The following is a 12,796-nucleotide window of genomic DNA, read 5'->3' as shown; positions in this document are numbered from 1 at the left end:
CATGGCCGCGCGGCTGGGGCACATGATCAAAACTGTCCTGCTCCAGGTCCATTCCATCGCAGGCCTGGTGCTCGCGCTGCTGCTAGCCTTGATCGCGCTGACCGGCGCGATCATGAGTTTCGAGGACGAGATCGTCGATCATCTCAACGAGGGCATCATGCATGTCGTGCCACGCGAGATGCCGGCGCTGATGCCGGACGAGCTGGTCGCGCGGCTGGGGGCGGGGCAAAATTTCAGTCAGGTCTCGGCCGTCATGTTGTCGAGCGATCCGACTGCGGCCGTGCGGGTCCGCTTCGCGCGCGACGAGCAGGGCGAGCGGCCGAATTCGCTCTATGTCGACCCCTATGATGCGCGCGTGCTGGGTGCGCCGCGCGGCGAGGCGTTCTTCGCGACGGTTCGGAAGCTGCATCGCTGGCTGCTGATCCCTGGCGATGCCAAGGGCTGGGGACGCCAGATCACCGGTGTGGCCGCGCTCGGCCTGATCGTCATGCTGGTCTCGGGCCTCGTGCTGCGCTGGCCCCGCCGCGTGCGCAGCGTGAAGATGTGGCTCAAGCCCAATCTCGGTCTCGGCGGACGCGGGCTGCATCGCTCGCTGCATGCGGTGATCGGCACCTGGGTTCTTCCGGTCTATCTGGTGATGACGCTCACGGGCCTGTGGTATTCGTTCGACTGGTACAAGGACGGCGTCGTCTGGCTGCTGTCGCGTCCAGAAGTCTCTGCCGCGAAGATGCAGCCAAGAATGTCCGCGAAGGCGCCGCGTGCGGCGGCTCGTTCCGAGCCGGCTCAGCCGATCGGGTTCGACCTGGCATGGACGACGTTCCGGCGTGAGGAGGGCGACCGCTTTGCCAGGGCTCTGCTGACGCTGCCGCCCAGCCCCGGCACGGTGATACGGATCCGGTCGTGGGGGAAGGATTCGACGCTCGACACCAAGCGCGATGAATTCCGCATCGATGCCGTCACCGGTCAGGTCGCCTCCGCCGAACGTTACGCCGACAAGACGTTCGGCGAGAAGATCATCGCCAACGTGCTCGATATCCATCGCGGCGCGGTCCTGGGCTGGCCCGGCAAGCTCGCCTTCATGATTGCTGCGGCACTGATGCCGCTGTTCTCGGTCACCGGCATTTTGCTCTATCTGTCGCGCCGCAAGCTGCGGCGCCCGGCGCAGCCGCCGCTTGGGCGGCTCGTTCCGGGCGAGTGAGTTGCAGCCGAAGAGGCTAGCCAACACCTCGACAATCGTTCAAAAGCCCGTGGCACGTCCTTGTCAGGTTTTCGCCATGAAGCTTCCGACCGTCACCCCCGCCGATATCCGCCGCGCCCTGCTCCTGCGCGAAGAGATCGCGCTGCTCGATCTCAGATACGAGGCTGCCTTTGCCACCGGCCATCCGCTGTTCGCCGCCAACATGGCCGCCGACCGGATCGCGATCGAGGCCGAGGTGCGGCTGCCGCGCAAGGACGTTGCGATCGTGCTTTATGATGACGGCGAGGGGCTGGTTGCGACCGGCGCCGAGCGTCTGGCTGCACTCGGCTATAGCAATGTCAGCGCACTCGAGGGCGGGCTGAAGGCGTGGCGCGATGCGGGCTTCGAGGTTTTCGAGGACGTCAACTCGTATTCCAAGGCCTTCGGTGAGCTGGTCGAGTCGCGTCGCCACACGCCTTCGCTCAGCGCCGACGAGGTGGCAAAGCTGATCGCGGAGAAGGCCAACATCGCCATCTTCGACGTCCGCCGCTTCGACGAATATGCGACCATGAACATCCCGGGCTCGGTCAGCGTGCCCGGCGCGGAGCTGGTGCTGCGGGCAGGCCAGGCCGCGCCCGACCCTGAAACCACGATCATCGTCAATTGCGCCGGCCGCACCCGCTCCATCATCGGCACCCAGTCGCTGATCAATGCCGGCGTGCCCAACAAGGTGCGGGCGCTGCGCAACGGCACCATCGGCTGGACCCTGGCGCGGCACGGGCTCAATCACGGCGCCGACAGGCGCGGCGCGATCGGCCCGTTCGAGGGCGGCCCGGCCAATGCCCGCGACGTCGCCTATCGCGCCGGTGTCCGCCATATCGGAGCGAACGAGATGGCGGCGCTGGTCGCAGAAACCCATCGCACGCTGTATCGCTTCGACGTGCGCGGTGCCGAGGACTATGCGGCCGGGCATCTTCCCGGCTTCCGCCATTATCCCGGCGGCCAGCTCGTGCAGGAAACCGACATGGCCGCGCCCGTGCGCGGCGCGCGCATCGTCCTGACCGATGACAGATGCGTCCGCGCCGACATGACGGCGTCCTGGCTGGCGCAGATGGGTTGGGAAGTCTATGTGCTCGAGGGCGGCTATGATTGCGCGCTGGAAATCGGTCCACCGCAGGTCTTGCCGAAGCCCGACCCGGCCCACCGCTATCGCCGGCCCTATGAAGGCACCGATGTGGCCGAATCCGCGATGCAGGCCTATCTCGATTGGGAATACGGCCTCGTCGAGCAGCTCCGCCGCGACGGCACGCACGGGTTCTATGTGATTTGACCGAGCTCTGGGATGCCAAGCGCATCCTCAGCTCCGGCCGTCTTCTCCCCGTATCCGTTCCCTATTGTGCTGCGCACCGCCCGCGGTCTATGTGCGAAGGCAAAGCTGCCATCTACGGAGATGCCATGTCCGCCCCAGGCCAAAGCCCTGAGCGAAGCGCCAAGGCGCTGCTGCTCGAAGGCGTCAATGATAGCGCTGTCGACCTTTTTAGGGGCGCGGGCTTCACCAATGTCGAGCGGCTGACCAAGGCGCTGGACGGCGCGGATCTGCGGCGCGCGCTCGAAGGCGTGTCGCTGCTCGGCATCCGTTCGCGCACGCAGATCACCAATGAGGTGCTGGGGGCGGCCGGCCAGCTTCTCGCGGTCGGCTGCTTCAGCGTCGGCACCAACCAGGTCGATCTTTCGGCGGCGCGCAAGCGCGGTATTCCCGTCTTCAACGCCCCGTTCTCCAACACGCGCAGCGTCGCCGAGCTCGTCATCGGCGAGATCGTGATGCTGCTGCGGCGGATCTTTCCGCGTTCGGTGTCGGCCCACGCGGGGGGCTGGGACAAGTCGGCGGCGGGCAGCCGTGAGGTGCGCGGCCGCACGCTCGGCATCGTCGGCTACGGCAATATCGGCTCGCAGCTTTCGACGTTGGCCGAAGCCATGGGCATGCGCGTGATCTATTTCGACCGCACCGACAAGCTTCGCCACGGCAACACCGAGCCGGTCGAGAAGCTGGAAGATCTGCTGGCGCAGAGCGACGTCGTCAGCCTGCACGTGCCGGAGACGCCGGAGACTGCGGGCATGATCGGCGAGAGGGAGCTGCGGGCGATGAAGCCGGGCTCGTTTCTGATCAACAACAGCCGCGGCACCGTGGTCGATCTCGATGCGCTGGCGCGTGCCTTGCGCGACGGTCATCTCGCCGGTGCGGCCGTCGACGTCTTTCCCGTCGAGCCTTCGTCGAATGCCGATCGTTTCAATAGTCCCATTCAGGGCATCGAGAACGTCATCCTCACCCCCCATATCGGTGGGTCGACTGAGGAGGCGCAGGAGCGCATCGGCGGCGAGGTCGCGCGAAAACTGGTCGACTATTTCATTACCGGCTCGACGATGGGCGCGGTCAACTTCCCGGAGGTGCAGCTGCATCTTCGTCCCTCCGGTGCACGCTTCAGCCATGTCCATCGCAACGTGCCCGGCATGTTGCGGCGGCTGAACGAGGTCTTCCTTCAGCGCGACATCAACATCGCCGCGCAATATCTGGAGACCGCCGGCGACCTCGGCTACGTCGTGCTCGACGCCGATCTCGGCGGTCAGGATTCCGGCGAGCTGCTGCGGCAGATCCGCGGCCTCGAGGGAACGGTCGGGGCACGGCTGGTATTTGAGCACTAAACCGCCCACGTTCCGGTTGCATCTTGCGGCCGGTGCTCCCACACTGCGGTCGAATTCGACGTGTTCCAATCACGTCGAATTTGAGCTTCAGTTGCGTGAGTGTCCGCCATGGAACGGGACGCCGTACTGATTGATCTCGCGCTGCAGGGCGGCGGTTCGCATGGCGCCTTCTCCTGGGGTGTGCTCGACCGTCTTCTGGAAGAGAAATGGCTGGAGATCGCCGCGATCTCCGGAACCTCCGCAGGCGCGATGAATGCGGCGGTCCTGGCGGACGGGTGGACGGCCGGCGGCGCCGAGGGGGCGCGTGAGGCGCTCGACCGATACTGGCGTCGTATCTCGAAGGCCGCGGCCTTCAGCCCGCTACAGCGCTCTCCGCTCGACCGCTTGATGGGGCGCTGGACCCTCGATACGTCGCCGTTCTACATCCTCACCGATTTGATGTCGCGTGTGCTCTCGCCCTACGACCTCAATCCTACCGGTTACAATCCGCTGCGCGCGGTGCTGGCCGAGAGCATCGATTTCGAACGGCTCGTGCGCTCGCCGATCCAGCTATTCATCACCGCGACCCGGGTACGCACCGGGCGCGGACGTATCTTCCGCAACGCGGAGATCACGGCCGACGTGCTGCTGGCATCGGCCTGTCTTCCAACCATGTTCCGCGCGATCGAGATCGACGGCGAGCCCTATTGGGACGGCGGCTATGCCGGCAACCCGACCATCACGCCGCTGGTCCGCGAAAGCGACGCGCATGACACCATTCTCGTCCAGATCAATCCGACCGAGCGGCCGGAGCAACCGCGGACGGCTGCGGAGATCCTCAACCGTCTCAACGAAATCTCCTTCAACTCGCCGCTGATGAAGGAGCTGCGCATGATCGCGCTGCTGCGCCAGGCGGCCGATCCGGGCAGCGGCGAGGGCGCGCGCTGGGCGAAGATGCGCACGCACCGGATCAAGAGCGACATGCTGGCGAAGTTCGGGGCCTCCTCGAAGCTCAACGCGGAGTGGGAGTTCGTCTCGATGCTGCGCGCCGAGGGACGCATGGCCGCGGACAACTTCCTCGCCGAGCACGGCGCGGAGATCGGCCGCCGCTCGACCGCCGATCTCGATGTCCTGCTGTCGGAGTGCTGAGGCATGGGTCTCCTCGGCCTCCTCGTCGGACTCGGTCTGCTCGTCCTATTCGCCTTCCGCGGTTGGAGCGTCCTGCTGCTCGCGCCGTTCGCCGCACTCATTGCTGCGTTGTTCGGCGGTGAGCCGCTGCTCGCGAACCTGACCCAGGTGTTCATGGTGAACGCGGCGGAATTTCTGGCGCAGTTCTTTCCGATCTTTCTGCTTGGTGCCGTCTTCGGCAAGTTGATGGACGACAGTGGCGCGGTGACGTCGGTCGCCGGCTTCATGGCGGAACGCCTCGGCGAACGCCGCGTGATCCCGGCGGTCGTGCTCGCCGGCGCGCTGGTCACCTATGGTGGTGTCAGCCTGTTCGTTGCGTTCTTCGTCATCGTTCCAATGGCCCGCTCGCTGTTTCGTGGCGCTTCGATTCCGCGTCGTCTGATCCCGGCCGCGATCGTGCTGGGAACGTCGACCTTCACCATGTCGGCCCTACCTGGCACGCCGTCGATCCAGAATGCGATTCCGATGCCGTTCTTCGGCACGACGCCGTTTGCCGCGCCGGGCCTCGGCATCGTCGGCTCGCTCATCATGCTCGGCGCGGGATTGTGGTGGCTGCATCGCGCCGAAGCTGCGGCGCGCCGCGCCGGGGAAGGCTATGGCGACGACGCCGAGGGCGCGATCGAGCAGGCCGCTGCTGACGAGCTCGTGCGCGAGCGCGCGACGACTGCCCGCGAGTTCGATCCGGCGGAGCTACAGCACGGTCATCGCAGCGAGCGGCCGTCGCCCGTGCTGAACGCCATGGCGCCGCTCGTCGTTGTCGTGACCGTCAACCTGTTGATGTCGCTGGTGGTGCTGCCGCGGCTCGATGTCAGCTATCTCGCCGAGCGGCGCTTTGGCGACACGACGCTTGCGGCGGTCGCAGGCGTGTGGTCGGTCGCGGTGGCGCTGGCTGCCGCCATCGTCACGACCATCGCGCTGAACTGGGCGCGCCTGCCGGTGCTGCGCCGGACCATGGACGCCGGGGCCAATGCGTCGGTCCTGCCTGCGTTCAGCGTCGCCAGCCTCGTCGGCTTCGGCGCCGTCGTGGCCTCGCTGCCGGCGTTCACGATCGTGCGCGACTGGGTGCTGGCGATCGAAGGGGGACCGCTGGTCTCGCTCGCCGTCGCGACCAACATCCTGGCCGCGCTGACCGGGTCGGCGTCGGGCGGCCTGACCATCGCCCTCGATGCTCTCGGCCCGACCTATGTCGAACTTGCCGCGCGCCACGGCATCGACCTTGCGCTGATGCATCGCGTGGCGGTGATCGGCGCGGGAACGCTGGACATCCTGCCGCATAACGGTGCGGTGGTCAGCCTGCTCGCGATCTGCGGCCTGACCCATCGCGACAGCTATTTCGATATCGTCATGGTCGGTATCGTGACCTCGCTCCTGGCGCTGCTGGCGGTGATCGCCCTGGGCACTGCGCTGGGCTCGTTCTGACGGAAAGCCGGCGTCAGCGATTGACGGACGGGCGAAGGTTGCATTGAATGCGGCCAAGTGCCGAACGCAACAGGACAAGCCGGGTGGAAACGATGAAGCGCAACAGAGCGAAGCTGTGTGCATGGCTGGTGGGCACTGCGGCCGCAATGAGCGCGAGTGGTGCCTCAGCGGCAACGCTGGCCGAAGACGCCGAGACCGTCTGCAAAGGCCTCGTCGGCGGCGCTGACGCCGTGAAGATCGATTCCGCGACCCTGCAGGCGCCGTCGCAATTGGCCGTGGCCGAGCGCGGGCCGACGCCATCGGCACGCATCACGCCGGCCAATCCGCGCTTCTGCAAGGTGCTCGGCCATATCGATCCCACCGATCCCAAGGCGCCCCCGATCAAATTCCAGGTCAACCTCCCCGTCGAATGGAACGGGCGCTCGCTGCAATATGGCGGCGGCGGCTTCAACGGTGTGCTGATCACGGGCCTTGCCCTGCCGCCGGCCTATCCCTTCGACAGGCCCTCGCCGCTGGCGCGCGGCTTCGTCACCTACGGCACCGACTCTGGCCACGAGACCAATCAGGGCGAGCCGCCGCAGGTCTTTGCGCTCAACGACGAAGCGTTCGAGAATTTCGCCCATCGCGCCTACAAGAAGGTGCGCGACGCTGCGGTCGGGCTGATGCAGCGTGCCTACGGCAGGAAGCCGGAGAAGCTGTACTTCATGGGCTCGTCAGAGGGCGGCCGCGAAGGCCTCGCCATGGCGCAGCGCTATCCCGATGATTTCGACGGAATCTTCGCCCGCGTGCCCGTGATCAACTGGGTCGGACTGCAGCATGCCGGTACGCGCTCGGGTCTCGTCACCATGGGCGAGGGCTGGATCAACCCGGCGCAGGTCAAGCTCGTAGGCGAGGCCGTGCGCGCGGCTTGCGACAAGCCCGACGGCTCCGACGATGCGCTGGTGCAGGATCCCGTCGGCTGCAAGGCCGCCTTCAAGGTCGAGACGCTGCGCTGCGCGGCCGGCAAGAGCGGTGACCAGTGTCTCACCGATGCACAGATCAAGGCGGTGAACACGCTGCACTCCACCTATAAATTCCCCTTCGCGCTCGCCAATGGCCTCGACGATTATCCGGGCTGGGGCGTCTCCGGCGAGGACATCCCCGCGGTCGGGCCGACCGGCGGCTGGGTCTCCTGGTGGCTCGGCACCGCGCCGCCGGCGCAGCCGCCCGCGCCGAACAACGGCATCGCCTGGATCTACGGCGCCGGCGGCATCCAATATGTCTTCGCGCGCGATCCGAAGCTCGACGTCACCACCTACAAGGTGGAAGAGCACAAGGCGCGGCTGCTCGAAGTGTCCAGCCTGATGGATTCCACCGATCCCGATCTCAGTCGGTTCCGGGCGCGGGGCGGCCGGCTGATCGTGCTCGAGCACATGGCCGACTACGCCCAAAGCCCCTATGCCGGCATCCGCTACTTCGAGAGCGTCGAGCGCAAGATGGGCAAGGCCGAGACCGCGGAGTTCGCGCGCCTCTACACCGCGCCCGGCGTCGACCATGTCGGCTCCGGCGCGCCCGCCAATGTCGATATGCTGAGCGTTCTGGTCGACTGGGTCGAGAATGGCAAAGCGCCCGGCGACTTAGAGGTCAGGGAGCAGAAGGTCGAGGCGCCGTCGTTTGCCGCGACGCGCGCGCTGCCGCTGTGCCGCTGGCCGGCCTGGCCGCACTACAAGAGCGGCCCGGTGACGGAAGCGGCGAGCTTCACCTGCGCGCCGTAACCAAGAGGGCCCGTTTGACAACGCGCCTGCGTTTCACTATCTATTTCGCATGCGAAATAACGGCGCCGGCGCGCAGCACCATCGGCTGATCTACTTGCTGAGTGTCGCCCAGCGCCGGCTGCAGCGCTGGATGGCGGCGCGGCCCGAGAGCGCGGTGACGCCGGCGCAGGCGGGGTTGCTGTTCATTCTCGGCAAGCAGGATGGCGCGCTGATGGGCGAGGCTGGGGCGGCGCTCGACATGGGACCGGCCGGCATTTCGGGTCTCGTCGACCGGACGGTGGCTGCGAAGCTGGTCGAGCGGCGGGCCGATCGCGAGGACGGCCGCGCCTTTCGCATCTGGCTGACGCCGAAGGGGCGCACCGCGCTGGCGCAGGCCAAGACTAGCGCGGCGGAGGTCAATGCGGCGCTGACGGAAGGTTTCACGGCCGCGGAAATCGACATCGTCGCACGCTGGCTGACGAGCATTCAGGACAAGTTTCCAAGACGTTCAGACGAATAACACGGAGCAGACTAATGACCGAGCACGTCCGGATCGAGAATAGCGGCGGAATCCTCACCCTCACGCTGGCACGTCCCGACAAGAAGAACGCGCTGACGGATGCGATGTACGGCAAGCTCGCCGACGCGATCGAATCCGCCGAGTTCGACCCGTCCGCCCGCGTGATTCTGATCCGCGGCGAGGGCGACATGTTCACCGCCGGCAACGACGTCGGCGAGTTTGCGGCGGTCGCGGCCGGCAAGTCCGAAGGCAGCCGCAACGTGGTGCGCTTTATCCAGTCGCTGGCGCGTTGCACCCGGCCGCTGGTCGCGGCCGTGCAGGGCCGTGCCGTCGGCGTCGGCACCACGATGCTGCTGCATTGCGACCTCGTCGTGCTCGCCGACAACGCGCAATTGTCGACGCCGTTCGTCAGCCTCGCGCTGGTGCCTGAAGCCGCCTCCAGCCTGTTGATGCCGGCGCGCATCGGCTATGCCCGCGCCTACGAGATGTTCGCGCTTGGCGAAACCGTGCCGGCCAGGTCGGCGCTGGAATGGGGACTCGCCAACCGTGTGGTGCCGCTCGATAGGCTCGATGCCGAAGCGCTTGCGCTGGCGCAGCGTCTCGCCCGCCAGCCGGCCGGGGCCCTCATCGCGACCAAGCGGCTGATGCGCAACGGCGAGGCGCTGGTCGCGCAGATGCAGGCCGAAGGCGAGCAGTTTGCGCAGCGCCTGCGCACCGCCGAAGCGCGCGAGGCGTTTACGGCGTTTGCGGAGCGCCGCCCGCCGGATTTCACCAGAATAGGATAGTATTCCGAATGCGTGCAGGTTGGATCGCTTCGATTCAACTCAAACCTTAACGAAACATTGGCACGTGGCGGTGCAAGGTGGGCCTCTCCTGAGAGTTAGATCCCTCGACCCATGTCCATTTTTAAGAAATCGGTAAGCACGCTCCTCCTGGTCCTGATGACGCTGCTGGCGGCCGGCGCGCTGACCAGCACGGCCATCCAGATGGTCGGGGCTTTCGGCCGCTATAGCGACAGTCTGGAGACCGAGCGGCTCGCGAATGCCGACAAGTCGATCTTCCATGGCGTGGTTGCCCTGCGCAGCAACCGTGGCGATGCCCAGAGCGCCCTGCTCGGCGAGGACGACCCGCGCGCCAAGCTCGGCATTGCCGAGAAGGCGGAACAGGCCGGCTTCGACGCCATCAGCGCGGCGCTCCCCACCGTCGAATTCGCCCGCCGCGACGAACTCGCCAGCACGCTGAAGCAGCGCTGGAGCGAGGCCGCGCCAAAATTCCAGTTGTTCTACGACGAGGCCAAGCTGCCGCGCGCCGAGCGCAAGCTGGAGCGGACCGCGCCCTGGTACGATGCGGTCACCAAGGTGATCGAGACCGCCAATCTCGCATCCACCGCGGTGTCGAACCGCGCCTGGATGAACGATCCTTACATCGCCCGCATGATCCAGGCCCGCCGCCTCGCCTGGCAGGTGCGCGACCGCTACGGCATCCAGTGCTCGACCCTGCGGCCGAACGTCAACGCCAGCAAGCCGCTCGACGATGCCCAGAAGCAGACCGTGGCCGGATGGAACGGCGTCGTCACCGCCGGCTGGACCGGCATGGAGGAGCTGCTGGCTGCGCCTGACGTGCCGGCCGACCTCGTCAACACGGCCAAGGAGGCGAGGGCCAAGACTGACGGCGCCCTCAAGCAGATCGGCGAGATCACCAAGGGCTTCGACGGCAGCGGCCGGCCCGCGATGCCCGCCGCGGAATGGAACGCGTTGTGCCAGGCTCCGTTCGCCTCCATCGTCGCGGTCGCGAGCAAGGCGCTCGACCTGTCGATCGCGCACGCGGAGGCGGTTCAGGCTAAGGCCCTCACCAATCTCATCGTGCAATCCTTCGGCTTCCTGCTTGCACTGGCCGTGACTGTCGCGGGCGTGTTTGTGGTGCGCAACCGGCTGATGCGCCCGGTGCGCGCCATCCTCGACGCCATCGCCCGCATCGGCGCCCGCGACTATGCGACGCCGGTGCCGCAATCGCGACATCCCGACGAGTTCGGCACCATGGCGGCTGCGCTCGAAAGCCTGCGCGAGAGCGCGGCGACCGCGGAGCGGCTGGGTAAGGAACGCGAATCGCAGCAGGCGCTTCAGCTCGCCCGCTCCGGCACCGTCGACGCCGCCTGCCGCAGCTTCGACGACACGGTGCAGGCGGTCATCCAGAGCGTCGCGGCCTCGACGCGGGAGCTCGACGCCACCGCGAGCGGCGTGCGCTCGCTGGTCTCGGAATCGAGCAGCCAGACCGCGGCGGTCTCCTCGGCAGCCGAGCAGGCCACCAACAATCTCGAGACCATCGCCGCCGCGACCGAGGAGCTCTCCGCATCCGTGGGCGAGATCTCCGCGCAGGTGCAGTCGAGCGCGCGCGAGGCCCGCGAGGCCGTGGCGCAGGCCGAGCAGACCAACGCGACGGTCGAGATTCTCGATCAGACGGCCAGTCGCATCGGCGAGGTCGTGAAGATGATCAACGCGATCGCGGCCCAGACCAATCTGCTGGCATTGAACGCCACCATCGAAGCCGCGCGCGCCGGCGAGGCCGGCCGCGGCTTCGCGGTGGTTGCAGGCGAGGTCAAGAGCCTTGCGGCGCAGACCGCGACGGCGACGGAAGAGATCTCGCGCCAGGTCGAGGAGATCCAAGGCGCGACCGGCCAGGCGGTCGCCGCGATCCGGTTGATCGGCGGCGCCATCGGCGGCATCGACGAGAAGATGACGGCGATTGCCGCCGCGGTCGAACAGCAGCGCGCGGCCACGACGGAGATCTCGCGCAACTTCCAGCAGGCGGCCCAGGGCACCCGCGAGGTCACCGATACCATCGGCAGCGTCGCCAGGCTCAACCAGGAGACCGGCAACGCCGGCACGGTGCTGTCGGAGTCCGTCAAGAAGATGTCGGCGGATGCCGATCGTCTTCGCGTCGCGGTCGAGGGTTTCCTGGGCGCCGTGAAGAGCGCCTGATTTTCGTACTCTTTCCATCGGACGTCGCGCGGGCATTGCCGCAGCTCGGCACTGCGGGTACATCTGTGCCGCCTCGCTCCCACGGGCGCGGCGGCAGACGCAAGACACATCAGGGATGGAGAGTTCGATGCCGGTCACCCCACACAAGGCCCAACGCCCCTATCGCGGCGTGTTCCCGGTCGCGCCCACCATCTTCGACGAGCGCGGCGAGCTCGACCTCGAGGGTCAGCGCCGCTGCATCGATTTCATGATCGACGCCGGCTCGCACGGCATTTGCATCCTCGCCAATTTCTCCGAGCAGTTCGTGCTCACCGATGCCGAGCGCGACACGGTGATGCATGCGGTGCTGGACCATGTGGCCGGCCGGGTTCCCGTGATCGTCACCACCACCCATTTCAGCTCGGCCGTATGCGCCGCGCGCAGCAAGCAGGCGGAGGCGGCCGGCGCCGCCATGGTGATGGTGATGCCGCCCTATCACGGCGCGACCTTCCGCGTCCCCGAGAAAGGCATCGTCGAATTCTTCAAGGTGCTCTCCGGCGCGATCAACATCCCGATCATGATCCAGGACGCGCCGGTTGCCGGCACGCCGCTGTCGGTCGAGTTGCTCGCGCGGCTGTCGCGCGAGTTTTCCAACATCCGCTATTTCAAGATCGAGGTGCCGGGCGCGGCCTCGAAGCTCCGCAGCCTGATCGAGGCGGGCGGCAAGGACATCGAGGGCCCCTGGGACGGCGAGGAGGCGATCACGCTGCTCGCCGATCTCGACGCCGGCGCCACCGGCGCCATGACCGGCGGCGGCTATCCCGACGGCATCCGCCAGATCATCGATCCCTATTTCGCGGGCGATCGCGAAAAGGCGAAGGCCGCCTATGAGCGCTGGCTGCCGCTGATCAATTACGAGAACCGCCAATGCGGCCTGATCGCCTGCAAGGTGATGATGCAGGCCGGCGGCGTGATCAAGTCGGAGGCGGTGCGCCATCCGCTGCAGCCGCTGCATCCGGCGACGCGCGCCGGGCTATTGGAGCTCGCCAAGGAGCGCGACGCGTTGGCGCTCAGGTGGGGGAAGTAATTCTCTCCCCCGTCATTGCGTGAACCTGTCGTAGGG

At 67.0% G+C, this 12,796-nt stretch carries 10 protein-coding genes; all 10 read left to right on the top strand.

Features of this window, described 5'->3' with window-relative positions:
• Position 1: 1 nt before the first annotated feature.
• The 10 genes from GA0061099_RS22720 (at position 2) to GA0061099_RS22675 (ending at position 12,760) form a co-directional block, all read left to right on the top strand.
• A complete protein-coding gene (locus GA0061099_RS22720; RefSeq protein ID WP_036026861.1) occupies positions 2-1,198 on the top strand; it encodes a PepSY-associated TM helix domain-containing protein in 1,197 nt (398 codons plus the stop codon).
• Between the two features lie 76 nt (positions 1,199-1,274).
• The gene (locus GA0061099_RS22715) at positions 1,275-2,507 is read left to right on the top strand and encodes a rhodanese-like domain-containing protein (protein WP_036026862.1); all 1,233 of its coding nucleotides are present in this window, start codon (positions 1,275-1,277) and stop codon (positions 2,505-2,507) included.
• Positions 2,508-2,632: 125 nt separating this feature from the next.
• Entirely contained in the window at positions 2,633-3,877 is a 1,245-nt protein-coding gene (gene serA, locus GA0061099_RS22710; RefSeq protein ID WP_036026910.1) for a phosphoglycerate dehydrogenase, read from the top strand.
• A gap of 108 nt (positions 3,878-3,985) precedes the next feature.
• Positions 3,986-5,005: a patatin-like phospholipase family protein gene (locus tag GA0061099_RS22705; RefSeq protein ID WP_036026863.1), complete on the top strand. Its 1,020-nt coding sequence runs from the start codon at positions 3,986-3,988 to the stop codon at positions 5,003-5,005.
• 3 nt (positions 5,006-5,008) lie between these two features.
• A complete protein-coding gene (locus GA0061099_RS22700; RefSeq protein ID WP_074448052.1) occupies positions 5,009-6,463 on the top strand; it encodes a GntP family permease in 1,455 nt (484 codons plus the stop codon).
• 92 nt (positions 6,464-6,555) lie between these two features.
• Complete coding sequence (locus tag GA0061099_RS22695; RefSeq protein ID WP_074448051.1) at positions 6,556-8,217, top strand: tannase/feruloyl esterase family alpha/beta hydrolase; 1,662 nt, start codon at positions 6,556-6,558, stop codon at positions 8,215-8,217.
• 49 nt (positions 8,218-8,266) lie between these two features.
• Positions 8,267-8,716 (top strand): MarR family winged helix-turn-helix transcriptional regulator, encoded by a 450-nt coding sequence (locus tag GA0061099_RS22690; protein WP_036026867.1) that lies wholly within the window; start codon positions 8,267-8,269, stop codon positions 8,714-8,716.
• Between the two features lie 14 nt (positions 8,717-8,730).
• On the top strand, positions 8,731-9,501 hold the full coding sequence (locus GA0061099_RS22685; protein ID WP_036026870.1) for an enoyl-CoA hydratase: 771 nt from the start codon (positions 8,731-8,733) through the stop codon (positions 9,499-9,501).
• A gap of 111 nt (positions 9,502-9,612) precedes the next feature.
• Positions 9,613-11,694 carry a methyl-accepting chemotaxis protein gene (locus GA0061099_RS22680; RefSeq protein ID WP_036026871.1) on the top strand — a complete coding sequence of 694 codons (2,082 nt, stop codon included), beginning with the start codon at positions 9,613-9,615 and terminating at the stop codon, positions 11,692-11,694.
• Positions 11,695-11,821: 127 nt separating this feature from the next.
• On the top strand, positions 11,822-12,760 hold the full coding sequence (locus tag GA0061099_RS22675; RefSeq protein WP_036026912.1) for a dihydrodipicolinate synthase family protein: 939 nt from the start codon (positions 11,822-11,824) through the stop codon (positions 12,758-12,760).
• Positions 12,761-12,796: the final 36 nt, after the last annotated feature.

This window comes from Bradyrhizobium yuanmingense (genome assembly GCF_900094575.1).
GTDB lineage: Bacteria > Pseudomonadota > Alphaproteobacteria > Rhizobiales > Xanthobacteraceae > Bradyrhizobium > Bradyrhizobium yuanmingense.
Note: the sequence above shows the minus strand (reverse complement) of the source record. Positions and strands in the feature narration are given on the sequence as shown.